The organism is Ramlibacter ginsenosidimutans, from assembly GCF_016654015.1.
GTDB classification, from domain to species: domain Bacteria; phylum Pseudomonadota; class Gammaproteobacteria; order Burkholderiales; family Burkholderiaceae_C; genus Ramlibacter; species Ramlibacter ginsenosidimutans.
This window is the reverse complement of sequence record NZ_JAEPWM010000018.1, coordinates 26,620-52,490: the sequence shown is the minus strand read 5'-3', so window position 1 is coordinate 52,490 and position 25,871 is coordinate 26,620. Positions and strand designations below refer to the sequence as shown.

General features: G+C 67.3%; 27 protein-coding genes and 1 tRNA gene. 2 read left to right on the top strand and 26 right to left on the bottom strand.

The genetic code is table 11. The annotated features are described in order from the left end of the window. Positions 1–154: 154 nt before the first annotated feature. Genes JJB11_RS24965 through JJB11_RS24945 form a run of 5 tightly spaced genes read right to left on the bottom strand, consistent with a single transcriptional unit; the run spans position 155 to position 5,265 of the window. The gene (locus tag JJB11_RS24965) at positions 155–1,129 is read right to left on the bottom strand and encodes a Bug family tripartite tricarboxylate transporter substrate binding protein (RefSeq protein WP_201177910.1); all 975 of its coding nucleotides are present in this window, start codon (positions 1,127–1,129) and stop codon (positions 155–157) included. A 25-nt stretch (positions 1,130–1,154) separates the two neighbouring features. Then, entirely contained in the window at positions 1,155–2,111 is a 957-nt protein-coding gene (locus tag JJB11_RS24960) for a Bug family tripartite tricarboxylate transporter substrate binding protein (RefSeq protein ID WP_201177908.1), read from the bottom strand. Positions 2,112–2,127: 16 nt separating this feature from the next. Continuing rightward, on the bottom strand, positions 2,128–3,072 hold the full coding sequence (locus JJB11_RS24955; RefSeq protein ID WP_201177907.1) for a hydroxymethylglutaryl-CoA lyase: 945 nt from the start codon (positions 3,070–3,072) through the stop codon (positions 2,128–2,130). Next, a complete protein-coding gene (locus JJB11_RS24950; protein ID WP_201177906.1) occupies positions 3,069–4,283 on the bottom strand; it encodes a CaiB/BaiF CoA transferase family protein in 1,215 nt (404 codons plus the stop codon). The genes JJB11_RS24955 and JJB11_RS24950 overlap by 4 nt, the downstream gene beginning before the upstream one ends. 34 nt (positions 4,284–4,317) lie before the next feature. Continuing rightward, positions 4,318–5,265, bottom strand: a complete 948-nt coding sequence (locus JJB11_RS24945; protein ID WP_201177902.1) for a LysR family transcriptional regulator — start codon at positions 5,263–5,265, stop codon at positions 4,318–4,320. Between the two features lie 127 nt (positions 5,266–5,392). Here JJB11_RS24945 and JJB11_RS24940 point away from each other — a divergent pair, with 127 nt between their 5' ends. After that, the gene (locus JJB11_RS24940; RefSeq protein ID WP_201177901.1) at positions 5,393–5,779 is read left to right on the top strand and encodes a response regulator transcription factor; all 387 of its coding nucleotides are present in this window, start codon (positions 5,393–5,395) and stop codon (positions 5,777–5,779) included. Here JJB11_RS24940 and JJB11_RS26700 read toward each other — a convergent pair. Continuing rightward, complete coding sequence (locus JJB11_RS26700; protein ID WP_377372032.1) at positions 5,754–5,918, bottom strand: Hpt domain-containing protein; 165 nt, start codon at positions 5,916–5,918, stop codon at positions 5,754–5,756. The two genes, JJB11_RS24940 and JJB11_RS26700, sit on opposite strands and share 26 nt — an antisense overlap. Before the next feature lie 227 nt (positions 5,919–6,145). Continuing rightward, positions 6,146–6,730, bottom strand: coding sequence for a hypothetical protein (locus JJB11_RS24930; protein WP_201177898.1), 585 nt, complete (start codon positions 6,728–6,730; stop codon positions 6,146–6,148). A 171-nt stretch (positions 6,731–6,901) separates the two neighbouring features. On the opposite strand from JJB11_RS24930, the gene JJB11_RS24925 reads away from it, so the two are divergent. Next, positions 6,902–8,668 (top strand): ABC transporter transmembrane domain-containing protein, encoded by a 1,767-nt coding sequence (locus JJB11_RS24925; protein ID WP_201177896.1) that lies wholly within the window; start codon positions 6,902–6,904, stop codon positions 8,666–8,668. Between the two features lie 254 nt (positions 8,669–8,922). Here the strand turns inward: JJB11_RS24925 and JJB11_RS24920 are convergent, their stop codons facing one another. From JJB11_RS24920 to secG, 19 genes are all read right to left on the bottom strand, one after another. Further along, positions 8,923–9,381: a DUF1178 family protein gene (locus tag JJB11_RS24920; protein WP_201177895.1), complete on the bottom strand. Its 459-nt coding sequence runs from the start codon at positions 9,379–9,381 to the stop codon at positions 8,923–8,925. Next, the gene (locus JJB11_RS24915) at positions 9,378–9,974 is read right to left on the bottom strand and encodes an NUDIX domain-containing protein (protein ID WP_201177893.1); all 597 of its coding nucleotides are present in this window, start codon (positions 9,972–9,974) and stop codon (positions 9,378–9,380) included. The genes JJB11_RS24920 and JJB11_RS24915 overlap by 4 nt, the downstream gene beginning before the upstream one ends. Before the next feature lie 10 nt (positions 9,975–9,984). Continuing rightward, complete coding sequence (locus JJB11_RS24910; protein ID WP_201177892.1) at positions 9,985–10,287, bottom strand: DUF2818 family protein; 303 nt, start codon at positions 10,285–10,287, stop codon at positions 9,985–9,987. A 34-nt stretch (positions 10,288–10,321) separates the two neighbouring features. Then, a complete protein-coding gene (gene nuoN, locus JJB11_RS24905; RefSeq protein ID WP_201177890.1) occupies positions 10,322–11,809 on the bottom strand; it encodes an NADH-quinone oxidoreductase subunit NuoN in 1,488 nt (495 codons plus the stop codon). Between the two features lie 19 nt (positions 11,810–11,828). Beyond that, on the bottom strand, positions 11,829–13,301 hold the full coding sequence (locus JJB11_RS24900; RefSeq protein WP_201177889.1) for an NADH-quinone oxidoreductase subunit M: 1,473 nt from the start codon (positions 13,299–13,301) through the stop codon (positions 11,829–11,831). Between the two features lie 19 nt (positions 13,302–13,320). After that, positions 13,321–15,402 (bottom strand): NADH-quinone oxidoreductase subunit L, encoded by a 2,082-nt coding sequence (nuoL, locus tag JJB11_RS24895; protein WP_201177886.1) that lies wholly within the window; start codon positions 15,400–15,402, stop codon positions 13,321–13,323. Positions 15,403–15,513: 111 nt separating this feature from the next. Next, positions 15,514–15,822, bottom strand: coding sequence for an NADH-quinone oxidoreductase subunit NuoK (nuoK, locus tag JJB11_RS24890; RefSeq protein ID WP_201177883.1), 309 nt, complete (start codon positions 15,820–15,822; stop codon positions 15,514–15,516). Then, positions 15,819–16,496 (bottom strand): NADH-quinone oxidoreductase subunit J, encoded by a 678-nt coding sequence (locus JJB11_RS24885; RefSeq protein WP_201177881.1) that lies wholly within the window; start codon positions 16,494–16,496, stop codon positions 15,819–15,821. The genes nuoK and JJB11_RS24885 overlap by 4 nt, the downstream gene beginning before the upstream one ends. Before the next feature lie 22 nt (positions 16,497–16,518). Next, positions 16,519–17,040, bottom strand: coding sequence for an NADH-quinone oxidoreductase subunit NuoI (gene nuoI, locus JJB11_RS24880; RefSeq protein WP_201177880.1), 522 nt, complete (start codon positions 17,038–17,040; stop codon positions 16,519–16,521). Between the two features lie 10 nt (positions 17,041–17,050). Then, the gene (gene nuoH / locus JJB11_RS24875) at positions 17,051–18,133 is read right to left on the bottom strand and encodes an NADH-quinone oxidoreductase subunit NuoH (protein WP_201177878.1); all 1,083 of its coding nucleotides are present in this window, start codon (positions 18,131–18,133) and stop codon (positions 17,051–17,053) included. Further along, positions 18,130–20,268, bottom strand: a complete 2,139-nt coding sequence (gene nuoG, locus JJB11_RS24870) for an NADH-quinone oxidoreductase subunit NuoG (protein WP_201177876.1) — start codon at positions 20,266–20,268, stop codon at positions 18,130–18,132. The genes nuoH and nuoG overlap by 4 nt, the downstream gene beginning before the upstream one ends. Before the next feature lie 90 nt (positions 20,269–20,358). Further along, positions 20,359–21,726, bottom strand: a complete 1,368-nt coding sequence (gene nuoF, locus JJB11_RS24865; RefSeq protein WP_201177874.1) for an NADH-quinone oxidoreductase subunit NuoF — start codon at positions 21,724–21,726, stop codon at positions 20,359–20,361. Then, positions 21,723–22,208, bottom strand: a complete 486-nt coding sequence (nuoE, locus tag JJB11_RS24860) for an NADH-quinone oxidoreductase subunit NuoE (protein ID WP_201177872.1) — start codon at positions 22,206–22,208, stop codon at positions 21,723–21,725. Before nuoE ends, nuoF begins: the two co-directional genes overlap by 4 nt. Next, entirely contained in the window at positions 22,205–23,458 is a 1,254-nt protein-coding gene (locus JJB11_RS24855; protein WP_201177870.1) for an NADH-quinone oxidoreductase subunit D, read from the bottom strand. The genes nuoE and JJB11_RS24855 overlap by 4 nt, the downstream gene beginning before the upstream one ends. A gap of 152 nt (positions 23,459–23,610) precedes the next feature. Next, a complete protein-coding gene (locus tag JJB11_RS24850) occupies positions 23,611–24,231 on the bottom strand; it encodes an NADH-quinone oxidoreductase subunit C (protein ID WP_201177868.1) in 621 nt (206 codons plus the stop codon). Between the two features lie 4 nt (positions 24,232–24,235). Beyond that, the gene (locus tag JJB11_RS24845) at positions 24,236–24,715 is read right to left on the bottom strand and encodes a NuoB/complex I 20 kDa subunit family protein (RefSeq protein ID WP_201177866.1); all 480 of its coding nucleotides are present in this window, start codon (positions 24,713–24,715) and stop codon (positions 24,236–24,238) included. 33 nt (positions 24,716–24,748) lie between these two features. Beyond that, the gene (locus JJB11_RS24840) at positions 24,749–25,120 is read right to left on the bottom strand and encodes an NADH-quinone oxidoreductase subunit A (protein WP_201177864.1); all 372 of its coding nucleotides are present in this window, start codon (positions 25,118–25,120) and stop codon (positions 24,749–24,751) included. Positions 25,121–25,179: 59 nt separating this feature from the next. Next, a tRNA-Leu gene (locus JJB11_RS24835) sits at positions 25,180–25,264 on the bottom strand. A gap of 146 nt (positions 25,265–25,410) precedes the next feature. Next, the gene (secG, locus tag JJB11_RS24830) at positions 25,411–25,854 is read right to left on the bottom strand and encodes a preprotein translocase subunit SecG (RefSeq protein ID WP_201177861.1); all 444 of its coding nucleotides are present in this window, start codon (positions 25,852–25,854) and stop codon (positions 25,411–25,413) included. Positions 25,855–25,871 lie beyond the last annotated feature (17 nt).

Sequence of the window (25,871 nt, the reverse complement as noted above, 5' to 3'; positions counted from 1 at the left end):
AGGAGCGGGTGCCGCTAGATCTACGGCACAGGTTCCAAGCCCAAAGGCTGGCGACGGCGTGCACCCGCTCCGCCCGGGTTGCCCCGAACTCTTAGAGTCTAGGAAAGAAACATACAAGGCTGGCGGTGAGCGCAGCGAACCCCAGCAAACGACGTCAATCCGCCGTGATGTGCTGTTCCCTGATCGTCTTGCCCCAGAACGCCGTCTCGCGCGTCACCATCTCGCCCAGTTGCGCAGGCGGCAGGTAGCGGATCTCGATGCCCGCCGCATCGGCGCGCGCCTTGGCTTCGGGGGTGGCCAGCGCCTTCTGGATGCCGGCCGTGAGCTTCTGCACGACATCGGGCGGCGTGCCGGCCGGCGCGAAGATCGCGACCCACGATTCCAGCTCGAAGCCCTTGAGGCCCGCTTCCGCCGTCGTCGGCACGTTGGGAAGGCCGGGATGGCGCGTCTTGCCCGTGACCGCGAAGGCCTTGAGCTTGCCGGTCTGCACGTGCTGCATCACCGACGGCGGCGTGCTCATGAACACCTGCACGTTGCCGCCCAGCACGTCCTTGATCGCATCGCCGGACCCCTTGTACGGGATGTGGACCATGCTGGTGCCGGTCTGCGCCTTGAACATCTCGGTGCCGATGTGCGAGACCGAGCCGTTGCCCTGCGAGGCGTAACTGAGCTTGCCGGGGTTCTTCTTCAGGTAGGCGATGAACTCCTGCAGGTTGTTCGCCGGCACGGAGGGATGCGCCGTGATCACGTTGGTGGCCACCGTCACCAGTGCCACCGGCGTGAAGTCCTTCTGCGCCCACGGCAGCTTGGACATCAGCCAGGGGTTGCCCACGTGGTATGCGGAGTACGAGGTCAGCAGCGTGTAGCCGTCCGGCTGCGCGCGCGCGACCAGCCCGTAGGCGACGTTGCCGCTGCCGCCCCCGCGGTTGTCGACCACGATCGTCTGCCCGAGCACCTTGGCGAGCGTGTCGCCGACGATGCGCGCCGATGTGTCCACCAGCCCGCCGGGCGGATTCGGCACGATCAGCGTGATCGGCTTGCTCGGATAGTTGCCCTGCGCCAGCGCGAGGCCGGAGCACAGGAAGGCGGCAGCGACGGTGGCGCGGCGCAGGAAGGGGCGGCGTTGCATGGGATGTCTCCTCGGGGTTGGCCGCTCAGTCGGCCTTGATCTGCGCGACCTTGATGACGCGGTCCCAGGTCGCGCGCTCGTTGGCAGCGAGCGTCGCGAGTTCGGCCGGCGTCATGGCGATGGCTTTCGCGCCCTGCTCCTCGGCACGGCGCTTGAAGTCCGCGGTCTCCACGACCTGGCGGATGGAGGCCGACAGCTTGTTCTGCACGTCGGCGGTCAGCGCGTTGGGTCCGTACACCGCGAACCACGACGACGCGACGAGGGGCACGCCCAGCTCGGTGGCCGTCGGCACGTCGGGCAGCACGGCCAGGCGCGTCTTTCCGGTGACCATCAGCGCCTTGAGCTTGCCGGCCTTGATGTGCGCCAGCAGCGGCGGCGGCGTGGTGATGGTGAGGTCCACGTTGCCCGCGAGCAGGTCGGTCAGCGCCGGCCCCGTGCCACGGTACGGGATGTGCGTCATGTGGGTCTTGGTGAGCTCCTTGAGCAGCTCGGTGGTCACGTGCTGCAGCGCGCCGTTGCCGCTGGAGGCATAGTTCACCTTGCCCGGGTTCGCCTTCACGTACGCGAGGAACTCCTTGAAGTTGTTCGCGGGGAAGCCGGGACGCACGACGAGCACCTGCGGCGCGTCGATCAGGTGGCCGACGGGCTTGAGGTCCCGGCCCGGATCGAAGCCGGCCACGGGCTGCAGCAGCGGCGTGATGCACTGGTAGCCGGAGTACTGCACCAGCAGCGTCGTGCCGTCGGCGGGCCCGCGCGCCACCAATTGGCCGGCGATGTTGCCGTTGCCGCCGGCGCGGTTGTCGACGACGACGGACACACCGAGCAGCTTGCTCAGGGGCTCCGCCAGCATGCGCGCGGAGATGTCGGTCGTGCCGCCCGGCGCGGAGCCGACGATCAGGTTGATGGTCTTGCCTTGGGCGAACACCGGCAGCGCGCAGGAAGCGGCGGCAGCGGCGACGAAGGTTCTGCGGGAAAGGGTCATGTCGTTGTAAGGAGAATCAGGAGAAAGCGAGGGCCGCGCGCAGTTCGGTCACGGCGGCGGGAACGGGGTGCAGTTGCATGCTGGGGCCGGCCTTGGCGACCTGTCCCGGCACTTCGTGGCCGACGATGCCGGGCAGCGCGCGCGCGATGGCCAGCAGCTTGCCCAGGTCTACGCCCGTGTCGTAGCCCATGGCCTGCAGCATGTGGATCGCGTCCTCGCTGCAGATGTTGCCGCTGGCGCCCGGTGCGTAAGGACAGCCGCCCAGGCCGCCGAGCGAGCCGTCGAACCGGACGATGCCCTGTTGCACGGCGGCGAGCACGTTGGCGAGGCCCATGCCGCGCGTGTTGTGGAAGTGCAGCGTGAGCTGCAGGCCAGCGAAGCGGTCCTGCAGTGCGTCGCACATGCGCGCAACCTGCGCGGGATGCGCCATGCCGGTCGTGTCGCAGATGGTCAGTCCGCGCACGCCGAGGTCGGCGAAGCGCTGCGCCCAGGCGAGCACCTCGGCCTGCGGCACGTCGCCTTCCATGGGGCAGCCGAAGGCGGTGGACAGTGAGACGTTGATCGGCGTGCGGCCGGCGACGAAGCGAATCACCTCGGCCAGCGCGGCGAAGCTCTTCTCGCGCGGCATGCGCAGGTTGGCGAGGTTGTGCGTCTCCGACGTCGACATGACGAGGTTCAGCTCGTCGGCACGCGACTCCATCGCGCGCTCGGCGCCGCGCAGGTTCGGCACGAGCACCGTGTACTCGACGCCGGGCACGCGCTTGATGCGGCCCATCACCTCCTCGGCGTCGCGCAGCATCGGAATCGCCTTGGGCGAGGTGAAGGACGTGACCTCGATCTTGGCGTAGCCGCATGCGCTAAGCGCATCGACCAGCGCCACCTTGGCGTCGGTCGCGATGAACTCGGGTTCGATCTGGAAGCCGTCGCGCGTGACGACTTCGTTGAAGAAGATGCGCTTCATGCCTTCGCCTGGATCACGCCGCGCTCTTTCAGGGCGGCGATCTGTTGTTCGGAGAGTCCCACTTCGCGCAGCACCGCATCGGTGTCCTGCCCGAGCGCGGGTGCGTTGCGGTGCTGGCCGCCGGGCGTGCGCGAGAGCTTGGGCACGATGCCAGGCACCGTGAGCATCTCGCCGTCTTCCAGGCGCATCTGCTGCAACATGCCGCGCGCGGCATAGTGCGGATCGGCCGCGATGTCGGCCACGGTGTAGATGCGGCCGGCGGGGACGCCGACGCGAGCTAGCACTTCCAGCACCTCCGTGACCGTGCGCGCCTTCGTCCAGGCGCCGATCGCCGCGTCGATCTCGTCGACCCGCACGACGCGGCCCGCGTTGTTCGCGAGCGCGGGATCGTTGCCCAGGTCCTCGCGGCCGATCGCTGCCATCAGGCGCTTGTAGATGCTGTCGCCGTTGCCCGCGATCAGCGCATAGCCGCCGTCGCTGCACAGGTACGCATTGCTCGGCGCGATGCCGGGCAGCGCACTGCCGCCCGGGCCGCGCACGGCGCCGAAGGCGCTGTACTCGGGCAGCAGGCTTTCCATGCAGTTGAACACCGCCTCGTACAGCGCGACGTCGATCACCTGGCCCTTCCCGGAGCGCTGGCGCTCGTGCAGCGCCATGAGGATGCCGATCACGCCATGCAGCGCCGCCAGCGTATCGCCGATGCTCACGCCCACGCGCACGGGCACACGGCCCGGCTCGGCCGTGAGGTGACGCAGCCCGCCCATCGCCTCGCCGACCACGCCGAAGCCGGGACGGTCGCGGTAGGGGCCGGTCTGGCCGTAGCCGCTGATGCGCAGCACGACCAGGCGCGGATTCGCCTCGACCAGCTTCTGCGGGTCCAGCCCCCAGCCTTCCAGCGCGCCTGGGCGGAAGTTCTCGATCAGCACGTCGGCCTCGGCCGCGAGCTTGCGCACGATTTCCTGCGCCTCCGCCTTCCGCAGGTCCAGCGCCACCGAGCGCTTGTTGCGCGACTGCACCTGCCACCACACGGAGGTGCCGTTCTTCAGCAGCCGCCAGTTGCGCAGCGGGTCGCCCGCGCCGGGCGGCTCGATCTTCACCACGTCGGCGCCGAAGTCCGCCAGCGTCTTGGCGGCGAACGGGCCGGCGATGAGCTGGCCCATCTCGATGACCTTGAGGCCCGCGAGCGGGCCGGTGCCTTGACTTGTCTCCATGGGCGCGCAGTGTGCGCGCGGGGCCCGCGGGCGTCTATTGTTCTTTGCGGCCGCGAGCTTTCGCGTTTTGCGAAGGCTCGGCGAGGAAGTCCGCCAGCGCAGCCACGGCGGGATCCTGCGCGCCGGCCCGGGTGGCCAGCAGCAGCCGCCGCTGCGCCCAGGGGTCGGCGAGCGCGCGCCAGCGCAGCTTCATCGCCCCGACCATGGGCAGCGCCGCCGTCTTGGGCAGCAGCGCGATGCCGAGGCCCGAGGCGACCAGATGGCAGACCGCATCGAAGCTGCGCACCTGCATGCGCAGCTTGAGCGGCTTGCCCGCGGCGTGCGCGGCCTCGTGCTGCTTCTGCAGCAAGGCAGCGCCGTCGCTCAGGCTGATCCAGTCCTCTTCCAGCGCCGCGGCGAAAGGCACCGCGCCGCGGCCGACGAGCGCATGCCGCGCCGGCAGGACCAGCACCAGCTCGTCGTGGCGGAAGACGCGCCAGTCCAGCCCCTGCGTCTCCACGCCTTCCACGAACACGCCGAGGTCGGCACTGCCCTCGCGCAGGGCGGCGACCACGTTGGAGGAAACCTGCTCCTCGAGCTCGACCCGCACGCCCTGCTGCAGCTTCGCGTAGCGCGCGAGCAGCGGCGGCAGGAACTCGTTGATGGCCGCCGTGCTGGCGCACAGGCGCACGTGCTTCACCACGCCCGAGCGCAGGTCCGCCAGCTCGCTGCCCAACTGCTCCAGGTTCTGGAGCAATCCCAGCGCGTGGCGCGCGAACACGCGGCCGGCCGCGGTGGGCAGCACGCCGCGGCCGTGGCGCTCGAACAGCGGTTCGCCCACGGCGTCTTCCAGCTCCCGGATGCGGCGGCTGGCGGCGGCGAGCGCGAGGTGCGCCTCGCGCGCCGCGGCGCTGAGGCTGCCCTGCTGCACGCAGTCCACGACCAGCCGGATCGACACCAGGTCGAAGCGGGCGAGGTTGTAGCGGGGCGCGCCTGGGCTCATGGGAGGATGGTAAGGCCGGGTCCCGAGGTCGCTGTCCCGGGTGGCAAAGTTTGGGGACGACTGACGGCTGCGCGCGCGGGCGCGAACGGCGGCCGATTCATGTCAACATCGCTGCAAAGCAAGAACAATGTCCGACACCTCCCAGCCCGTCGCCCTCCTCGTGGAGGACGACGAATCGATCGCCTTCCTGCTGCGCTTCCTGCTGGAGCGCCTGGGCTGCCGCGTGCTCGCTGCCAGGGACGGCGTCGAGGCGATGCAGGCCATCGAGTCCGGCGAGGTCGCCAAGCTGGTGCTGCTCGACATGATGTTGCCCGTCCACGACGGGCTCACGCTGCTGGCGCGCCTGCGCTCCCTGCCCCAATGGGACGGCGTCCCCGTGGTGATGCTCACGGCCAAGGGCGAGCAGGGCTTCGTCGACAAGGCTTTCGCCGCCGGCGCGACCGCCTTCGTGCAGAAGCCGTTCAATCCGACCGAGTTGATGGAGCGGCTCAAGCCGCTGCTGCGCACGGCCTAGCGGCAGGCCGGCCGTTCGTGCAATGCAGCAGGTCGTCCAGTTGCAGTTCGATCGCGCGGCAGGCCTCGCCGAGCGCGGGCAGGCCGAAGGTGCCGGCCGAACCGGCGAGCCGGTGCAGCACGCCATGCAGCCCGCGCAGGGCATCGTCGCTGGCCGGGTCCGCACGCCAAGCCCCAACGCGCTCGTGCGCCTACGCCAGCCGCGTGGGCAGCTGCTCGGCGAATTGGGCGCGGAACCGGACCAGGACCTGCTGGATGTCGGCGGGGGCAGCCGGGGACGACGTCATGGGGGGGAATGCTGCTACATCCCACCGCGCCGGCGCGTGCGTCGGCACGCGACCAGGCAAGGCGCTCAGCGCCGCGGGGGTCAGTCCTCGCCGATGTGCAGCCAGTCCTCCTCGGACATGGCCTGCATGAACGCCAACACGTTTTCCAGCAGGCCGGCACCTTCGGCCCACTCGATCTGCTCGCGAAAGCACAGTCGCTTGCTGAGCGGCGGCGTCACGTCCCAGGCGGGGCCCGTGGGCGGCACCGGCGGCTGCAAGGTGCCGCGCGACGTCTTGCGTGCGGGCAGCATGCGGGTGAACGCGTCCCAGCGCTCCGGGCGCGGGCACACGCGGTTGTTGCGGCGCGCCACCAGCATCGCGGCTTCGAGCGTGAAGAGCGGCTGCGACTCGGCCGCCTTGCGCGCGGGCGGCGCGAGGGGCGCCGCACCGGACGGCTGCGTCGCGGCCCATCCGGGTTCGTCGTGACGCATGCCCGGGGGCAGCGTCATCGGTGCGGTGTCGGCGAAGCGGCGCTCGTGCTGCTGCGAGACCTCGTTCCACAGGGCCCAGGCGGAGTCGCCGTCGCCATGGATCGCCTCGGGCGCCGGAATGGAGTCACCGGCCTCCCAGGGACGATCGAGGCTACTCGCGTCGCGTGCGGGTTTCTTGGGTGCGGGAAAGGCCATGGCGTCGCGGAATTTACTCCCACTCCTTGCAGGCTCGCAAGCATGCGTCAGCCAACTTAAGCAGGCTTGCTGACGCGGGTCAAGCAAGCTTCGCCACGGGCCGGCTCGCCCCCGACGAAGGGCCCTCTGCACCGTGACATAAGCCCGGAACGCGCCCACTACACTGCGCCGATGCCCGTGTCCCCTGCCCGCACCCCCCAGTCGCTCACCGGCCTGCTGCCCTTGCTGCGACCCTACCGCGGGCGCATGGCGCTGGCGGTGCTGTTCCTGCTCGGGGCAGCCGCGGCCACGCTGTTCTTCCCGATCGCGCTGCGCACGCTGATCGACCGTGGCATGGCCGCCGGCCCCGGCGAACGCCTGGTGGCCCTGCGCGAGCACTTCCTGCTGCTGTTCGCCGTCGCGGTGGCGCTCGGCCTGTTCTCCGCCTGCCGCTTCTACCTCGTGAGCTGGCTGGGCGAGCGCGTCACGGCGGACCTGCGCAATGCGGTTTATGCGCACGTGCTGGAACAGAGCCCCGCCTTCTTCGAGGCCACGCAGACCGGCGAGGTGCTCTCGCGGCTCACCACCGACACGACGCTGGTGCAGACCGTGGTCGGCTCGTCGTTCTCGCTGGGGCTGCGCAACCTGGTGATGGGACTCGGCGCGCTGGGCATGCTGGTCGTCACGCATCCCTACGTCATGACGCAGGTGCTGCTGGTGGTGGTGCTGGTCATCCTGCCCGCGATGCTGTTCGGCCGGCGCGTGCGCCGTCTCTCGCGCGCGAGCCAGGACCGCGTGGCCGATTCCAGCGCCATCGCGGCCGAAGTGCTCAACGCGATCCCAGTGGTGCAAAGCTATGCGGCCGAACAGCGCGAAGCCACGCGCTTCGAGCGCGCGACGGAGAGCGCCTTCCGCACCGGTGTGCGGCGCACGCGCGCCCGCGCCGCGCTGGTCGCGTTCGTCATCATCGCCAACGCGGGACTCATGCTGTGGGGGCTGTACGAAGGAACGCAGGCGGTGCTGCGTGGCACGCTCACCGCGGGCCAGCTCGGGCAGGCGGCACTGTACGTCGGCATCTTCGCGGGCGCGGTCGCCGTGCTGGGCGAGGTGTACGGCGACCTGCTGCGCGCCGCCGGCGCCACCGAGCGGCTGATGGAGCTCCTGTCCGCGCGCTCCCCCGTCACGTCGCCGGCCGAGCCGATCGCACCGCCCGCCCCGCTGGCCGGCAGCAGCGTGCGCTTCGAATCCGTGCGCTTCCACTATCCCTCGCGTCCCCTCACGGCGGCGCTCGACGACTTCAGCCTGGCGATTGCCCCCGGCGAAACGGTGGCGCTGGTCGGTCCCAGCGGCGCGGGCAAGACCACGGTGTTCCAGCTGATGCTGCGCTTCTACGACCCGCAGCAGGGCCGCATCGTGATCGACGGCGCGCCGGTGCAGTCGCTGCAGCTGCAGGCGCTGCGCGGCCGCATCGGGCTGGTGCCGCAGGAGCCCGTCATCTTCTCGGCGTCGGCGCTGGAGAACATCCGCTACGGCCGCCCGGATGCCAGCGAGGAGGAGGTCCATGCGGCCGCGCGGGGCGCCTTCGCGGATGCCTTCATCCGGGCGCTGCCGGAGGGCTACGGCACCTTCCTCGGCGAGCGCGGCGTGCGCCTGTCCGGTGGCCAGCGCCAGCGCATCGCCATCGCCCGCGCGATGCTGAAGAACCCGCCGCTGCTGCTGCTGGACGAAGCCACCAGCGCACTCGACGCCGAGAGCGAGCGCATGGTGCAGGCCGCGCTGGAATCAGCGATGCGCGATCGCACGACCCTGGTCATCGCCCACCGCCTCGCGACCGTGCAGAAGGCCGACCGCATCGTGGTCCTGGACCACGGCAAGATCGTGGAAGTGGGGCGGCACGAGGAGCTGATGTCGGCGGGCGGGGTTTATGCGCGGCTGGCGGGGTTGCAGTTCATGTCGTGAATTGCGGGAAGGCGGGAAGGCGGACAACCGGACGCAGAGGTCGCAAAGGTTACGCAGAGGACGCAAAAGGGAAACCCTTAAGGTTTTCTTTGGGGCTTGAGCAGCGTGGCCGAAGAACGCCTGAAGCTTCCTTTCTGGACGTGGCCGTCGTTGGCCAAGGCAGACCTTCAATGTCTTCCTTTTGCGTCCTCTGCGTAACTTCTGCGGCCTCTGCGTCCGGTTGTCCGCTCCCGGTTTCCGCTCCCGCCTTCCCGCTACTGCAGCGGCCCCTTCATCCCCTTCGGGATCGGCAGCGGCAGCACATTGATGCCCTCTTCCAGCAGCGCGCGGGTTTCCTCCTTCGAGGCCTGGCCGCGGATGCCGCGTTCTTCGGATTCGCCGTAGTGGATCTTGCGGGCTTCTTCGGCGAAGTTCTCGCCGACGTCCTCGGTGTGCGTCATCACCTGCTTCACCAGCTGCATCCAGGCGGCCTGCAGCTCCGGCGTCGGCGACGACATGACCTCCTGCTTGCCTTGCGGCGCTGCCGCCGGCGCAGCGGGCTCGCTGGCACCGAGGTTCAGGCGCGGGGCGCTGGGCAGCTTGGTCACACCCGTGTCGCCGCACAAGGGACATTCCACCAGCCCGCGCGCGAGCTGGTCCTGGAAGTCGTCTTCGGAGCCGAACCAGCCCTCGAAGCCGTGGGCGTGGCTGCACTGGAGGTTGAGGACCTTCATGGTTGCGAAGATGGAGCCTGCCAGTCGAGTTTCCAAGAGCCGGACAGCACATTCTGGATCCAGAGGCCCGCGGCGATCGACTTCGAATCCACGATCGTGCCGTCGCGGCACCACCCCAGGTACTCCTCCGGGGTGGCCGTGATGACCTCCAGGAACTCACCCTGGTCGAGTTGCGCGCCCCGGTGCTCGAGTCCGCGCGCGAACCAGATGTGGATGACCTCGTCGGCATAGGCGACCGTGGGGTACATGCTGAAAGCATAGGCCCATTCGCGCGCCACGTAACCCGTCTCTTCCAGCAGCTCGCGCTGGCCGCACACCAAGGCGCCCTCGCCCGCGTCCAGCTTGCCGGCGGGGATCTCGATCATGACCCGACCGGTGGCATGCCGGTACTGGCGCTCCAGCACGATGCGGCCATCGTCCAGCAGCGGCACGACCGCCACCGCGCCCGGGTGCAGCACGAATTCGCGCGTCGCCGAGCCGCCATCGGGCAGGCGCACGGTCTCGCGCACCACGTGCAGGAAGTGGCCCTTGAGCAGCTCCTCGCGCCCGATCGTGTGCTCGGTCAGGTGGCTGTCGTCTTTCTGCTGGGCCATGCTGGACTTCCTAGTGCCTGCGTTGATAGAGGTAGCGCCACACGAAGCCCGGGAAGGCGAACGTGAGGAACAGCGCGCCGGTGACGGCGTAGAACTCCCAGCCCTGCGGCGCGATCTGGCCGGCATGCTGCTCCAGCAGCAGGCCGATGCCGCCGACCACGAAGTACAGCAGCACCAGCTCGCCGAAGCGCACCGCGAGGGTCTTGCCGCCGGCGAGCGGCACGATGCCCAGCACCCGGTCGGTGAGGAAGGGCAGGTTCGCCGCGCTAAAGGCCAGCGCCAGCACGAGCCAGATGGAGGCCGTCTGCGTCACGGGCCGAACGCAGTGAGGGCCTTGGGGGCCAACATCAGGTGGTGAGCATGCGCAGGATGGCCTGCGCGCACAGCGTCATGAGGCCGCCGGGCAGGATGCCCAGCAGCAGCACCAGTGCACCGTTGATGGTGAGCACCACGCGCACGTCCGCCGGCGCCACCACGGTGGTGGCGGTGATCGGCTCGTCGAAGTACATCACCTTCACCACGCGGATGTAGTAGAAGGCGGCGACCAGCGACATCATCACGGCGAAGATCGCCACGCCGATGTAGACGGGCTTGCCCGAAACGATCAGCGCCTGCAGCACGGCCAGCTTGGCGTAGAAGCCCACCATCGGCGGGATGCCCGCCAGCGAGAACAGGCAGATCGACATGATCGCGGCGTACAGCGGGCTGCGCTGGTTGAGGCCGGCGAGGTCGGCGATCTCCTCGCTCTCGAAGCCTTCGCGGGCCAGCAGCAGGACGACCCCGAAGCTCGCCAGCGCCGTGATCACGTAGGTCACGATGTAGAACATCGAGGAGCTGTACGCGTTGCGCGCGAACACGGGGTCGCCGCTCACCACGCCCGCGATCAGGCCCAGCAGCACGAAGCCCATCTGGCCGATGGTCGAATAGGCCAGCATGCGCTTCAGGTTGTTCTGCGCGATGGCCGCGAGGTTGCCGATGAACAGCGAGCTCACCGCCAGCACCAGCAGCATCTGTTGCCAGTCGATGGCCAGCGGCAGCAGTCCTTCCACCAGCAGGCGCACGGCGATGCCGAAGGCGGCCAGCTCCGGGGCGGAACCGATGATGATGGTGATCGCCGTCGGCGCGCCCTGGTAGACGTCCGGGATCCACATGTGGAAGGGTGCGGCCCCCAGCTTGAACGCGAGCCCGGCGACGATGAACACCAGCCCGAACACGAGCACGCTGTGCTTCACCTGGCCGGAGGCGATGATCTTGAACACCGTGCCCACGTCGAGGGAGCCGGTCGCGCCGTAGATCATGGACAGGCCGTAGAGCAGGAAGCCCGAAGCCATCGCGCCCAGCACGAAGTACTTCATCGCTGCTTCGGTGGAAACCGTGTGGTCCCGGCGCAGCGCGACCAGCGCGTAGCTGGAGAGCGTGAGCAGTTCCAGGCCCAGGTACAGCACCAGGAAGTTGTTGCCCGACACCATCACGAAGATGCCCAGCAGCGCGAACATGGCCAGCGTGAACAGCTCGCCGCCGCGCAGCATGTCGCGGTCGCCCGCATAAGGCCGGCCGTACACCAGGCAGACCATCATGGCGATGGACGAGAAGCACTTCAGCCAGTTGCCCATGGCGTCGCTCACCACCATGCGGCCGAAGCCGTAGGCGGTCTCGCCGCTGGCGGCCAGGTCGCCGGTGAACCATGCGATGACGGCGAGCGTCAGCATGGTAAGCGCGTACGTGAGGGTGCGCAGCCGGCTCTTCACGCCCAGGTCGACCAGGGCGACGATGCACGCCATCACGAGGAGCAGGATCTCCGGTGCGACGACGGCGAAACTCGAGTTGTCCATCATTGTTCGTTTCTCCCGGCCGTCACAGCTTGGACACCGCGACCTGCTTCAGGAAGTTGGCCACGGAGACGTTCATCACGTCCGTGAACGGCTTGGGGTACACGCCCATCCACAGCACCGCGACCGCCAGCACGCCCAGCATGAGGAACTCGCGGGCGTTGATGTCGGTGAGCGCGCGGACGTTGTCGTTGCCCACCGGGCCCAGGTACACGCGCTTGACCATCCACAGGGTGTACGACGCGCCGAGGATCAGGGCGGTGGCGGCCAACAGGCCCAGGGTGAAGTGGTACTTCACGGCGCCGAGGATCACCAGCCATTCGCCGACGAAACCCGCGGTCGCAGGCAGGCCGCAATTGGCCATCGCGAACAGGATGGCGAACGCCGCGAAGGTGGGCATCGTGTTCACGACACCGCCGTAGTCGGCGATCTGGCGCGAGTGCACGCGGTCGTACAGCACGCCGATGCACAGGAACATGGCGCCCGAGACGAAGCCGTGCGCGATCATCTGCACCAGGCCCCCGGAGACGCCCAGGTCGTTGAAGATGAAGAAGCCCAGGGTCACGAAGCCCATGTGCGCGACCGACGAATAGGCCACCAGCTTCTTCATGTCCTGCTGCACCATCGCCACCAGGCCGACGTAGATCACCGCGATCAGCGACAGCGCGATGATCAGCCACGCCCATTCGCGCGCTGCATCGGGCGCGATCGGGATGGAGAAGCGCAGGAAGCCGTAGGCGCCCAGCTTCAGCATGATGGCCGCCAGCACCGCGGAGCCGCCCGTGGGCGCCTCGACGTGCACGTCGGGCAGCCAGGTGTGCACCGGCCACATCGGCACCTTCACCGCGAAGGCCGCGAAGAAGCCGAAGAACAGCAGCGTCTGCGCCAGCGACGACAGCGGCAGCTTGTGCCAGGTGAGGATGTCGAAGCTGCCGCCGGACTTGGTGTACAGGTACACCAGCGCGATCAACATCAGCAGCGAGCCGAGCAGCGTGTACAGGAAGAACTTGAAGGCCGCGTAGATGCGGTTCGGTCCGCCCCAGATGCCGATGATCAGGTACATCGGGATCAGCGTCGCCTCGAAGAACGTGTAGAACAGCACGCCATCCAGCGCGCAGAACACGCCGATCATGAGGCCCGACAGGATCAGGAACGCGCCCATGTACTGGTTCACGCGCTCGGTGATCACCTCCCAAGCGGAGATCACCACGATCAGCGTGATGAAGGCCGTGAGCAGCACGAACCAGAACGAGATGCCGTCCAGGCCCAGGTGGTAGTTGACGTTGAAGCGCTCGAACCAGGGCACGTTCTCGACGAACTGCATGTTCGCCGTGGTCGTGTCGAACCGGCTCCACAGCGGCAGCGTCACGAGGAAGCTCAGTGAAGCGCCGATCAGTGCGACCCAGCGCACGGTGCGCGCCTGGTCGTCGCGGCCCAGGACCAGCAGGATGACGCCGAACAGGATCGGCAGCCAGATGGCCAGAGAGAGGAGTCCCATCTTCATTGTTCTTGTTCCCCTACCTCTTCATCCAGTCGCTGATCATCGGCCAGCTCACGAAATACGACATCAGCACCACGATGCCGAGCAGCATGGCGAAGGCGTAGTGGTAGATGTAGCCCGATTGCACCCAGCGGATCAGCCCGGCGAAGCGGCCGACCAGGCGCGCGCTGCCGTTGACGAACACGCCTTCGATGAGGCCCTGGTCGCCGCCCTTCCACAGGCCGACGCCCAGCAGGCGCGCGCCGCGCGCGATGACGTGCTCGTTGAACCAGTCCATGTAGTACTTGTTGTCCAGCAGCGTGTAGACCGGCTGGAAGCGCTTCTGGATGGCTGCGGGCAGCGCCGTGTTCTTCATGTACAGGTACCAGGCCGCGACCACGCCGGCGATGGCGAGCCACAGCACCGGGGACGTGATGGAGTGCAGCGCGAGCTGCAGCGGGCCCTGGAACTCCTTGGCCATTTCCTCCAGAGCCGGATGCTTCTCGGCGTCGATGAAGATGGAGTCCTTGAAGAAGTCGCCGTACAGCATCGGGCCGATCGTCAGGTAGCCGATCACGACCGAGGGAATCGCCAGCAGCACCAGCGGCGCCGTCACCACCCATGGCGTCTCGTGCGGCTCGTGCGCGCCATGTCCGTGGTCGTCGTGGTGCACGTCGTGGCCCTGCACGTCCGGCTCCTCGTCGGAGTAGTGGTGGTGCGCTTCCGGGTTCTGGTCGAAGCGCTCCTTGCCGTGGAACACCAGGAAGTACAGGCGGAAGGAATAGAAGGCCGTGACGAACACGCCCGCCAGCACCGCGAAGTACGCGAAGCCCGCGCCCGGCAGCTTCGACAGGTGCACGGCCTCGATGATCGAGTCCTTGGAGTAGAAGCCCGCGAACAGCGGCGTGCCGATCAGAGCCAGCGACCCGAGCAGGAAGGTGATCCAGGTGATGGGCATGTACTTGCGCACGTTGCCCATCCAGCGGATGTCCTGGTTGTGGTGCATGCCGATGATCACCGAGCCGGCGGCGAGGAACAGCAGCGCCTTGAAGAAGGCGTGCGTCATCAGGTGGAACACCGCCACGTTGTACGCGGAGGCGCCCAGGGCGACCGTCATGTACCCGAGCTGCGAGAGCGTGGAGTACGCGACGACGCGCTTGATGTCGTTCTGGATGATGCCCAGGAAGCCCATGAAGAGCGCCGTGATGCCGCCGATCACGAGGATGAACGAGAGCGCCGCGTCGGACAGCTCGAACAGCGGCGACATGCGAGCCACCATGAAGATGCCGGCCGTCACCATGGTCGCCGCGTGGATCAGCGCGGAGATCGGCGTCGGGCCTTCCATCGAGTCGGGCAGCCACACGTGCAGCGGGAACTGCGCGCTCTTGCCCATCGCGCCGACGAACAGGCAGATGCAGATCACGCTGATCAGCATCCAGTCGGTGCCGTAGCCGAAGGCCAGCTTCGCGATTTCCGGCGCCTTGGCGAACACCTCGGCGTAGTTCATCGAATTGCCGTAGTCGGCGATCAGGCCGATGCCGAGGATGAAGCCGAAGTCACCCACGCGGTTGACCAGGAAGGCCTTGAGGTTCGCGAAGATCGCCGTGGGCCTGGTGAACCAGAAGCCGATCAGCAGGTAGGACACGAGGCCCACCGCCTCCCAGCCGAAGAACAGCTGCAGGAAGTTGTTGCTCATCACCAGCATCAGCATGGAGAAGGTGAAGAGCGAGATGTAGGCGAAGAAGCGGTCGTAGCCCGGGTCTTCCTCCATGTAGCCGATGGTGTAGATGTGCACCATCAGCGACACGAAGGTCACGACGCACATCATCATCGCCGTGAGCCCGTCGACCAGGAAGCCGACCTCCATCTTCAGGTTGCCCACCACCAGCCAGTTGTAGATGGTCTCGTTGAAGCGCGCGCCGTCGATGGCGACGCTCTTGAGCGTCAGCGCCGACAGCACGAAGGCGATGAAGACGCCCAGGATGGTGACGGTGTGCGACAGGCGCCGGCCGATCAGGTTGCCGCCGAGCGAGGTGCCGAAGATGCCCGCGATCACCGCGCCCGCGAGGGGCGCGAGCGGGACGGCGAGCAGCGTAGCTGCGTTGAGGGTTGTAGCCATCGTTTTTCTTCCTAGAGCGCGGACCGCCGCCGGGCCGCCCCAAGGCGGGCCCGGCCCCCTCGGGGGGCAGCGACGAAGGCGAAGCCGGCGAGCGTGGGGGTCAACATTCCTTCAGCCCTTCAGCGCGTTCAGTTCTTCGACGTTGATGTTGTTCTTGTTGCGGAACAGCAGCACCAGGATCGCCAGGCCGATCGCGGACTCGGCCGCGGCGACCGTCAGGATGAAGAAGACGAACACCTGGCCGTGCATGTCGCCCAGGTAGTAGGAGAACGCCACGAAGTTCATGTTGACCGCCAGCAGCATCAGCTCGATGGCCATCAGCAGCACGATCAGGTTGCGGCGGTTCAGGAAGATCCCGATCACCGACAGCGCGAACAGGATCGCGCCCAAAGTGAGAAAGTGTCCGAGAGTAAGGGTCATGCCTTGTTCTCCCCGGAGGCGGCAGCCGCCGCGGTGGCGGGATCGGGTGCGAGCGTCGGGCGCGACGGCGGCACCTTCACGATCTGCAGGCGGTCGCGGGCGCGCACGCGCACCTGCTCGGACGCGTCGATGTGCTTGGTGTCCTTGCGCGTGCGCAGCGTCAGCGCGATGGCGGCGACGATGGCCACGACCAGGATCACGGCGGCGATCTCCAGCGGATAGATGTACTCGGAATACAGCAGCCGGCCCAGCTCCTTGGTGTTGGAGAACTGCAGGCCGGCCTGCGCCGCGGTCGCCACGCCGGGGAAGGCACGCGGCTCCTCGGCGGGACGGAAGCCGCCCATCAGCACCGCGGCCATTTCCAGCGCGATCAGCGCGCCCACGCTGGCCGCGAGCGGGAAGTGCTTCCAGAAGCCGGCGCGCAGGTTGGCGACGTCGATGTCCAGCATCATCACCACGAACAGGAACAGCACCATCACCGCGCCGACGTACACCAGCACCAGCGAGATGGCCAGGAATTCCGCCTTCAGCAGCATCCAGATGCCGGCGGCCTGGAAGAAGGTGAGCACGAGGAACAGCGCCGCATACACGGGGTTGCGCGCCGTGATGACGCGGAACGCCGCGAACAGCAGCACGAGCGAGAAGAGGTAGAAGAGACCGGTCCGGACGTCCATGGAGTTTCTTTCGTGCCCGGAATCAGCGGTACTTCGCGTCGGCCGCGCGATTGGCCGCGATCTCGGCTTCGTAGCGGTCGCCGACGGCCAGCAGCATGTCCTTGGTGAAGTACAGGTCGCCGCGCTTTTCGCCGTGGTATTCCAGGATGTGCGTCTCGACGATCGAGTCCACCGGGCAGCTCTCCTCGCAGAAGCCGCAGAAGATGCACTTGGTCAGGTCGATGTCGTAGCGCGTGGTGCGGCGCGTGCCGTCGTCGCGCTGCTCGCTCTCGATGGTGATGGCGAGCGCGGGACACACGGCCTCGCACAGCTTGCAGGCGATGCAGCGCTCCTCGCCGTTCTCGTAGCGGCGCAGCGCGTGCAGGCCGCGGAAGCGCGGCGACAGCGGTGTCTTCTCTTCCGGGAACTGCACGGTGATCTTGCGGGCGAAGAAGTACTTGCCCGTGATGCGCAGGCCCTTGAACAGCTCCACCAGCATGAAGCTGCGGAGGAAGTCGCCCAGGGAGAAGGCGGACTTGTGCGGTGCCAGGGTAGCGGTGGCCATGGCTGTGCTCTTACTTGAAAATGTTGTACGGGGTCTGCATCCAGGCGCCGATGACGACCAGCCACACGAGCGTGACCGGGATGAAGATCTTCCAGCCCAGGCGCATGATCTGGTCGTAGCGGTAGCGCGGGAAGGTCGAGCGGATCCACAGGAACATCGTGACCATCACGAAGGTCTTGAGGCCCAGCCAGATCCAGCCGGGGATCCAGTTGAGGATGGGCGCGTCGATGGGAGGCAGCCAGCCGCCCAGGAACATGACGACCGCGAGGATCGACACGAGCCACATGTTGGCGTACTCCGCCAGGAAGAACATGGCGAAGGACATGCCCGAGTACTCGATCATGTGGCCGGCCACGATCTCCGACTCGCCTTCCACCACGTCGAACGGGTGGCGGTTCGTCTCGGCGAGGCCCGAGATGAAGTAGACGAAGAAGATCGGCAGCAGCGGCAGCCAGTTCCAGGACAGGAAGTTGATGTTGCGCGAGGCGAAGTAGCCGCGGTCCTGCTGCAGCACGATGTCGGTCAGGTTCAGCGAGCCCGACACCATCAGCACCACCACCAGGCAGAAGCCCATGGCGATCTCGTAGCTCACCATCTGCGCGGACGCGCGCAGCGCGCCCAGGAAGGCGTACTTGGAGTTGGACGCCCAGCCCGCGATGATCACGCCGTAGACCTCCAGCGAGGTGATCGCCATCAGGAACAGCAGGCCCGCGTTGATGTTGGACAGCGCCACTTCGGGACCGAAGGGGATCACCGCCCACGCCGCCAGGGCCGGCATGATCGTCATGATCGGGCCCAGGTAGAACAGGCCCTTGTTGGCGACCGTCGGGAGGATGATCTCCTTGGTCAGCAGCTTGAGCGCGTCCGCGATCGGCGTGAGCAGGCCGAACGGGCCGACGCGGTTGGGACCGGGGCGGATCTGCGTGAAGCCGATCGCCTTGCGCTCCCACAGCGTGAGGTAGGCGACCGCGCCCATCAGCGGCAGCACCACGCAGACGATCTTGATCAGGTTCCACACGACGGGCCAGCCCGCGCCGGTCCACCAGGGCGCGGCGATCAGGCCGTTCCCGAAGCCGTAGAGCGTGTCGATCATGCCGCCACCTCCTGCGCCAGCCGGCGCGCGACGATCGCGTCGGCGGTGAGCTGCAGCGACTCGGCGCGGCGCACGATGCCATCGAGCTGGTAGATCGAGGCCGTCACCGGGCGCGCATCGGAGCCGCCCGCTTGCGCGGACCTGCTGGTCTTGTTGGACAGCAGGTTGCCTTGCACCAGCGACTGGTCCACGTCGGTGGCGCCGCGCGCATCGGCCAGCACATCGGCCGAGGTTTCGTACTCGAAGCCGGGCACGCCCAGCATGTTGCCCAGCACGCGCAGCACCTTCCAGCCCGGACGCGTGTCGGCCAGCGGCTTCACGACGGCGTGGAAGCTTTGCACGCGGCCTTCGGCGTTCACGAAGGTGCCGGGCGTCTCGGTCCAGGGGGCGATGGGCAGCAGCACGTCGCTGATGTCCAGGTTCGCCTTGAAGGGACTGAGCGTCACGACCATGCCACCGCCCTGCCCCAGCTTGCGCGCGGCGGCGCCGGCGGCGGAGTCGAACTCCGGCTCCGTGTTGAACAGGAACAGCGCCTTCAGGCCGCCCGCCAGCATCTGGCCGGCATTCAGCCCGCCTGCGCCCGGCATGGCTTTCACCAGCTGCGCACCCACGGTGTTGGCGGCTTCGGTGAGGTAGCCCACGGTGGCGCCGGTCTGCTCGGCGATCCAGCCGGCGAGCGACAGCAGTGAGCTCGCGGCCGGATGGTGCGCGGCGGCGTTGCCCAGCAGGATCGCCTTGCGTTCGCCGGAGAGCAGCACGGCGGCGAGGGCCTTGGCCTCGTCGCTGGCGTTCCCCTGCAGGGGTGCCTGGCTGCCCTTCTCCTTCGCGATCGCGGCGGCCACGTCGGCGAGCGCCTGGACCCAGCGGCCGGCGGGGACGACGGACTTGCCGGCGATGGTCATCGCCCAGTCGTCGTCACGGTCGTGGAGCACGGACACGCGCGCACCGGTGCGCACGGCCGCCCGCAGGCGCAGCGCGAACAGCGGATGGTCCTTGCGCAGGTTGGAGCCGATCACCAGCGCGCCCTGCAGCGTCGACAGCGATGCGATGCTCGTGCCCAGCCAGCGGACGCCCTCGGGGGGCGCGAATTCGGCATGGCGCAGGCGGTGGTCGATGTTCTCGCTGCCCAGCGCGCGCACCAGCTTCTGCGCGAGGAACAGTTCCTCCACCGTGCTGTGCGGGCTCACCAGCGCGCCGATGCTCTTCGCACCGTGGTCACGCTGGATGTCCTTCACGCCGCGGGCGACGTATTCGAGTGCGGTCTGCCAGTCCACCGGCTTCCACTCGCCGCCCTGCTTGAGCATGGGCGTGGTGAGGCGGTCGCTCGAGTTGAGCGCTTCGTAGGAGAAGCGGTCGCGGTCCGCCAGCCAGCACTCGTTGACGTCGTTGTTCTCGTACGGGAGGACGCGCAGCACCTTGTTGTTCTTGACCTGGACGATCAGGTTCGCGCCGGTGGAGTCGTGCGGGCTGATCGACTTGCGGCGCGACAGCTCCCAGGGGCGCGCGCTGTAGCGGAACGGCTTGCTGGTGAGCGCGCCGACCGGGCACAGGTCGATCATGTTGCCGGAGACTTCGGAGTCCACCGTGTCGTTCAGCACCGTGGTGATCTCGCTGTGTTCGCCGCGGTGGATCATGCCCAGCTCCATCACGCCGGCGATTTCCTGGCCGAAGCGCACGCAGCGGGTGCAGTGGATGCAGCGGCTCATCTCCTCCATGGAGATCAGCGGGCCCACGTCCTTGTGCATCACGACGCGCTTTTCTTCCTCGTAGCGCGAAGAGCCGGGGCCGTAGCCGACGGCGAGGTCCTGCAGCTGGCACTCGCCGCCCTGGTCGCAGATCGGGCAGTCCAGCGGGTGGTTGATCAGCAGGAACTCCATCACGGACTGCTGCGCCTTGACCGCCTTCTCGCTCTTGGTGCGGACGATCATCCCGTTGGTCACGGGCGTGGCGCAGGCCGGCATGGGCTTGGGCGCCTTCTCCACGTCCACCAGGCACATGCGGCAGTTGGCGGCAATGGAGAGCTTCTTGTGATAGCAGAAGTGCGGGATGTAGGTGCCGGCCTTTTCGGCGGCATGCATCACCATGCTGCCTTCGGCAACCTCCACCTTCTGTCCGTCGAGAGTAATTTCGATCATGTGACTACGCGCTCCGCGCGTCCGTTCTCACCCTCTCCCCCTGGGAGAGGGCCGGGGTGAGGGCACGGCTTGCGCTCGTTCTTGTCATGTTCAGCCTCGGGCCCCAGCGGGCACGGGAACCTGGCCGTCCGAAGTCGGCAGCAGCGGCCGCGTGATCTTGGCCTCGAACTCGTGGCGGAAGTGCTTGATCATCGCGCGCACCGGCATCGCGGCGGCATCGCCCAGCGCGCAGATGGTGCGGCCCTGGATGTTGTCGGCGACGGAGTTCAGCAGGTCCAGGTCGTTGGGCTTGCCGTAGCCGTTCTGGATGCGGTCGATCACGCGCCACATCCAGCCCGTGCCTTCGCGGCAGGGCGTGCACTGGCCGCAGGACTCGTGCATGTAGAAGTACGACAGGCGCAGCAGGCTTTCCACCATGTCGCGCGTCTCGTCCATCACGATCACGGCGCCCGAGCCCAGCATCGAGCCGGCCTTGGCGATGGAGTCGTAGTCCATCGTGCAGTTCATCATGACGTCGGCCGGCAGCACCGGCGCGGACGATCCACCGGGGATCACGGCCTTCAGCTTGCGGCCACCCTTGACGCCGCCACACAGCTCCAGCAGCTTGCCAAAGGGCGTGCCCAGCGGGATCTCGTAGTTGCCGGGCAGTTCGACGTCGCCGGAGACCGAGAAGATCTTGGTGCCGCCGTTGTTCGGCTTGCCGATCTCCAGGAAGGCCTGGCCGCCGTTGCGGATGATCCAGGGCACCGCCGCGAAGGTCTCGGTGTTGTTGATCGTGGTGGGCTTGCCGTACAGGCCGAAGCTCGCCGGGAACGGCGGCTTGAAGCGCGGCTGGCCCTTCTTGCCTTCGAGCGATTCGAGCAGCGCGGTCTCTTCGCCGCAGATGTAGGCGCCGAAACCGTGGAACGCGTGCAGCTGGAACGAGAAGTTCGAGCCGAGGATGTTGTTGCCCAGGTAGCCGGCGGCGCGGGCTTCCTCCAGCGCTTCCTCGAAGCGCTCGTACACCTGGAAGATCTCGCCGTGGATGTAGTTGTAGCCCACGGTGATGCCCATCGCGTAGGCCGCGATGATCATCCCCTCGATGACGATGTGCGGGTTGTACGCGAGGATGTCGCGGTCCTTGCAGGTGCCCGGCTCGCCCTCGTCGGAGTTGCACACCAGGTACTTCTGGCCCGGGAACTGGCGGGGCATGAAGCTCCACTTCAGGCCCGTGGGAAAGCCGGCGCCGCCGCGGCCGCGCAGCGCGCTTTCCTTCACCGTGGCGATCACCTGGTCCTGCGTCAGGCCTTCGGAGAGGATCTTGCGCAGCGCCTTGTAGCCGTCGCGCGCCTCGTAGTCCTTCAGGCGCCAGTTGGTGCCGTCGAGGCCCGTGTAGATCTGCGGGTTGATGTGGCGGTCGTGGAAGCAGGTCTGCACGCCCGTCGCCTGGAACTGCGCGAGCACTTGGGATGCATTCATTCCCGTGCTCCCTTCAGTCCCTCGATCAGCTGGTCGAGCTTGTCCTTGCTCATGAAGCTGCACATCGTACGGTCGTTGACCAGCATCACCGGCGAGTCGGCGCAGGCGCCCAGGCACTCGCTTTGCTGCAGGGTGAACAGGCCGTCGGGCGTGGTCTCGCCCATGGCGATGCCCAGCTTCTTTGCCAGGTAGTCGAGCGCCTTCTGGCCGTCGCGCAGCTGGCAAGGCAGGTTGGTGCAGACGTTCAGCTTGAACTTGCCCAGCTTGCGCTGGTTGTACATGTTGTAGAAGGTCGTGACCTCGTGCACCGCGATCTGCGGCATGCCCAGGTGTTCCGCGATGTCCTGCTCGGCCTCCTGGCTCACGAAGCCCTGTTCCTGCTGCACGATGGCCAGGCAGGCCATCACGGCGGACTGCTTCTGGTCCGGCGGGTACTTGGCGACTTCGCGGTCGAAGAGTTGCTTGATCTGCTCTGAAATCATCTGTCGATTTCCCCGAAGACGATGTCCATCGTGCCGATGATCGCGACGGCGTCGGCGATCATGTGGCCGCGGGACATTTCGTCCATCGCGGCCAGGTGCGGGAAGCCCGGCGGACGGATCTTGATGCGGTACGGCTTGTTGGCGCCGTCGCTGACGATGTAGATGCCGAACTCGCCCTTGGGGTGCTCCACCGCGGCGTAGCTCTCGCCTTCGGGCACGCGCATGCCTTCGGAGAAGAGCTTGAAGTGGTGGATCAGCTCCTCCATGTTGGCCTTCATGCTCTCGCGGTCCGGCGGCGCGACCTTGTGGTTGTCGGTGATCACCGGGCCGGGGTTCTCGCGCAGCCAGGCGACGCACTGCTGGATGATCCGGTTGGCTTCGCGCATTTCCTGCACGCGCACCAGGTAGCGGTCGTAGCAGTCGCCGGTGCGGCCCACCGGGATGTCGAAGTCCATGCGATCGTAGACCTCGTACGGCTGCGTCTTGCGCAGGTCCCAGGCGATGCCGGAGCCGCGCAGCATGGGGCCGGTGAAGCCGAGGTTGAGCGCGCGCTCGGGCGTGACCACGCCGATGCCCACGGTGCGCTGCTTCCAGATGCGGTTCTCGGTCAGCAGCGTCTCGTACTCGTCGACGTAGCCGGGGAAGCGCTGGGTGAAGCGCTCGATGAAATCGAGCAGCGAGCCGCTGCGCTCCTCGTTCATGCGATCGATCTCGCGCTGGTTGCGCACCTTGCTCGCGCGGTACTGCGGCATCGCATCCGGCAGGTCGCGGTAGACGCCGCCCGGCCGGAAGTAGGCCGCGTGCATGCGCGCGCCGGAGACCGCTTCGTACATGTCGAAGATGTCTTCCCGCTCGCGGAAGCAGTAGATCAGCATGTTCATCGCGCCGCAGTCCAGCCCGTGCGCGCCGAGCCACAGCAGGTGGTTCAGCAGGCGCGTGAGCTCGGAGAACATGACGCGGATGTACTGCGCGCGGATCGGCACCTCGATGCCCAGGAGCTTCTCCACCGACAGGCAGTAGGCGTGCTCGTTGCACATCATCGACACGTAGTCCAGGCGGTCCATGTAGGGCAGCGTCTGGATGTAGGTGCGCGTCTCGGCGAGCTTCTCGGTCGCGCGATGCAGCAGCCCGATGTGCGGATCGGCCCGCTGGATCACCTCGCCATCGAGCTCCAGCACCAGCCGCAACACACCGTGCGCCGCGGGGTGCTGGGGGCCGAAGTTGAGGGTGTAGTTCTTGATTTCAGCCATGGTCTAAACAGCCGGGAAAACCCAACAACCGGACGCAGAGGACGCAGAGATGACGCAGAGGACGCAGAAAAAACCTTCAAAGGTTTTCATTGACTCTTTTGCGCCTTCTGCGAAACCTTTGCGTCCTCTGCGTCCGGATGTTGGGTTGAAATTCACTGCAACCCCCCGTACTTTTCCTCGCGGATGATCCGAGGCGTGATCTCGCGCGGCTCGATCGTCACGGGCTGGTAGATCACGCGCCTCTTCTCGGCGTCGTAGATCATCTCGACCTCGCCCGAGACGGGGAAGTCCTTGCGGAACGGATGGCCGATGAAGCCGTAGTCCGTGAGGATGCGGCGCAGGTCCATGTGGCCCGTGAACACGATGCCGTACAGGTCGAAGGCCTCGCGCTCGAACCAGTTCGCCGAGCTCCAGAGGTCGACCAGCGAGTCCACTTCCGGCAGCTCGTCGTCGGGTGCGAACACGCGCAGGCGCACGCGCTGGTTCAGGGTCACCGAGAGGAAGTGCGAGGTCACCGCGTAGCGCGGACCGTCCCACTCGCCCATCTTGTATTCGGAGTAGTCCACGCCGCACAGGTCCAGCAGCTGCTCGAAGCTGCAGGTCGGGTCGTCACGCAGGATGCGCGCCACTTCCAGGTAGTTGGCCGCGGACACGATCACCGTGACTTCGCCCAGCTTGAGGTCCACGCGCTTCGCTTTGTCGCCGAGCGCAGCAACGATCGCGTCGCGCGTGGCTTCGGGGGCGGGCGAGGCCGCCGCGAGATTGGATGGCATGCGTTCAGGCCCTCGCGATGGTCTGCGTGCGGCGGATTTTCTGCTGCAGCTGGATGATGCCGTACAGCAGCGCCTCGGCCGTCGGCGGGCAGCCCGGCACGTACACGTCCACCGGCACGATGCGGTCGCAGCCGCGCACGACGGAGTAGCTGTAGTGATAGTAGCCGCCGCCGTTGGCGCACGTGCCCATGGACAGCACCCAGCGCGGCTCGGCCATCTGGTCGTACACGCGGCGCAGCGCCGGGGCCATCTTGTTGCACAGCGTGCCGGCCACGATCATCAGGTCGGACTGGCGCGGGCTGGGGCGGAACAGCATGCCGAAGCGGTCGATGTCGTAGCGCGCGGCGCCCGCGTGCATCATCTCCACGGCGCAGCATGCCAGGCCGAACGTCATGGGCCACAGCGAGCCGGTCTTGGCCCAGTTGATGACCGTGTCGACGGTCGTGGTCACGACACCTTTTTCAAGAATGCCTTGGTTTGCCATCTCGGAACTTTCTTTGGAGCGGGCGCCCGGGGATCACTCCCAGTCGAGCGCACCCTTCTTCCACTCGTAGACGAAGCCGACGACCAGGATGGCGAGGAAAACCATCATGGACCAGAAGCCCACCGCGCCGATCTCCTTGAGGGACACGGCCCACGGGAAGAGGAAGGCGATTTCCAGGTCGAACAGGATGAACAGGATCGCGACGAGGTAGTAGCGCACGTCGAACTTCATGCGTGCGTCCTCGAAGGCCTCGAAGCCGCACTCGTACGGCGCGTTCTTGGCGGGGTCGGGGCGGGCGACGCCCATGCCCTTGGAGATGGCCCAGCCGAGGACCTGCGGAGCGATGCCGACTCCCGTGCCGACGAGGATGAACAGGAGGACAGGGAGGTACTGGTCGAGGTTCATCGTGGCAGCGGTGTTCTGCGGTGCCCGCCGGTGCGCTGGCCCGGCAGGCTCATTGTGTTTGGTGCCGACGGCGAGACTCGAACTCGCACAGCTTTCGCCACTACCCCCTCAAGATAGCGTGTCTACCAATTTCACCACGTCGGCAATCGGGAACGTGCCCGGACAGGCTCGTGAGGGTGGCGCTTCTGGGAAGCGCTTGCCTATCCGGACAACCACCGAGTGTACTCCGAAACGAAGGCCCCACTGCCGTGCAAGGCGCCCCGCTCGCGAGCAGTCAGATCACTTTCAGATCACTTGGTCGGGATCTGCGCGGCACCGGATGCCGGAGCACCGGGCGCGGTGGTCGCGGGCGTCGTGGCCGGCCCTTGCGGTGCGGGCACCGTGCTTGCGCCGGACGGGATCTGGTTGGCGGGATTCGGGGCCGTGGACGACGCCGGTGCAGCGGGCGCGCCGGGGGCGACGCGCTCGAACACGCTGCCCGAGCCGGACGGACGCACGCTGTGGCTGAAGTACGCCAGGCCCAGCGTGCAGGCGAAGAACACGGCCGCGAGCACGGCGGTGGAGCGCGACAGGAAGTTCGCGCTGCCGCTGGCGCCGAACAGGCTGCCGGAGGCGCCGCTGCCGAAGGCCGCGCCCATGTCCGCGCCCTTGCCATGCTGCAGCAGGATGAGGCCGATCATGGCGAGCGCCGTGGCGATCTGCAGCACGAGCACGAGGGTCAACAGGAAATTCATTCAGTCACTCCGTTTTG

Bases quoted from the DNA above. Each gene is read 5' to 3' on its own strand.
- nuoF (WP_201177874.1), bottom strand. From the start codon at position 21,726: ATGAATGCATCCCAAGTGCTCGCGCAGTTCCAGGCGACGGGCGTGCAG.
- nuoL (WP_201177886.1), bottom strand. From the start codon at position 15,402: ATGGCTACAACCCTCAACGCAGCTACGCTGCTCGCCGTCCCGCTCGCG.
- JJB11_RS24855 (WP_201177870.1), bottom strand. From the start codon at position 23,458: ATGGCTGAAATCAAGAACTACACCCTCAACTTCGGCCCCCAGCACCCC.
- JJB11_RS24925 (WP_201177896.1), top strand. From the start codon at position 6,902: ATGCCCGTGTCCCCTGCCCGCACCCCCCAGTCGCTCACCGGCCTGCTG.
- nuoH (WP_201177878.1), bottom strand. From the start codon at position 18,133: ATGATCGACACGCTCTACGGCTTCGGGAACGGCCTGATCGCCGCGCCC.
- JJB11_RS24940 (WP_201177901.1), top strand. From the start codon at position 5,393: ATGTCCGACACCTCCCAGCCCGTCGCCCTCCTCGTGGAGGACGACGAA.
- JJB11_RS24885 (WP_201177881.1), bottom strand. From the start codon at position 16,496: ATGGACGTCCGGACCGGTCTCTTCTACCTCTTCTCGCTCGTGCTGCTG.
- JJB11_RS24900 (WP_201177889.1), bottom strand. From the start codon at position 13,301: ATGGGACTCCTCTCTCTGGCCATCTGGCTGCCGATCCTGTTCGGCGTC.
- JJB11_RS24955 (WP_201177907.1), bottom strand. From the start codon at position 3,072: ATGAAGCGCATCTTCTTCAACGAAGTCGTCACGCGCGACGGCTTCCAG.
- JJB11_RS24930 (WP_201177898.1), bottom strand. From the start codon at position 6,730: ATGGCCTTTCCCGCACCCAAGAAACCCGCACGCGACGCGAGTAGCCTC.
- JJB11_RS24960 (WP_201177908.1), bottom strand. From the start codon at position 2,111: ATGACCCTTTCCCGCAGAACCTTCGTCGCCGCTGCCGCCGCTTCCTGC.
- JJB11_RS24950 (WP_201177906.1), bottom strand. From the start codon at position 4,283: ATGGAGACAAGTCAAGGCACCGGCCCGCTCGCGGGCCTCAAGGTCATC.
- JJB11_RS24840 (WP_201177864.1), bottom strand. From the start codon at position 25,120: ATGAACCTCGACCAGTACCTCCCTGTCCTCCTGTTCATCCTCGTCGGC.
- nuoN (WP_201177890.1), bottom strand. From the start codon at position 11,809: ATGATGGACAACTCGAGTTTCGCCGTCGTCGCACCGGAGATCCTGCTC.
- JJB11_RS24965 (WP_201177910.1), bottom strand. From the start codon at position 1,129: ATGCAACGCCGCCCCTTCCTGCGCCGCGCCACCGTCGCTGCCGCCTTC.
- nuoG (WP_201177876.1), bottom strand. From the start codon at position 20,268: ATGATCGAAATTACTCTCGACGGACAGAAGGTGGAGGTTGCCGAAGGC.
- nuoI (WP_201177880.1), bottom strand. From the start codon at position 17,040: ATGGCCACCGCTACCCTGGCACCGCACAAGTCCGCCTTCTCCCTGGGC.
- JJB11_RS24920 (WP_201177895.1), bottom strand. From the start codon at position 9,381: ATGAAGGTCCTCAACCTCCAGTGCAGCCACGCCCACGGCTTCGAGGGC.
- JJB11_RS24845 (WP_201177866.1), bottom strand. From the start codon at position 24,715: ATGGCAAACCAAGGCATTCTTGAAAAAGGTGTCGTGACCACGACCGTC.
- JJB11_RS24850 (WP_201177868.1), bottom strand. From the start codon at position 24,231: ATGCCATCCAATCTCGCGGCGGCCTCGCCCGCCCCCGAAGCCACGCGC.
- nuoE (WP_201177872.1), bottom strand. From the start codon at position 22,208: ATGATTTCAGAGCAGATCAAGCAACTCTTCGACCGCGAAGTCGCCAAG.
- nuoK (WP_201177883.1), bottom strand. From the start codon at position 15,822: ATGACCCTTACTCTCGGACACTTTCTCACTTTGGGCGCGATCCTGTTC.
- JJB11_RS24915 (WP_201177893.1), bottom strand. From the start codon at position 9,974: ATGGCCCAGCAGAAAGACGACAGCCACCTGACCGAGCACACGATCGGG.
- secG (WP_201177861.1), bottom strand. From the start codon at position 25,854: ATGAATTTCCTGTTGACCCTCGTGCTCGTGCTGCAGATCGCCACGGCG.
- JJB11_RS24945 (WP_201177902.1), bottom strand. From the start codon at position 5,265: ATGAGCCCAGGCGCGCCCCGCTACAACCTCGCCCGCTTCGACCTGGTG.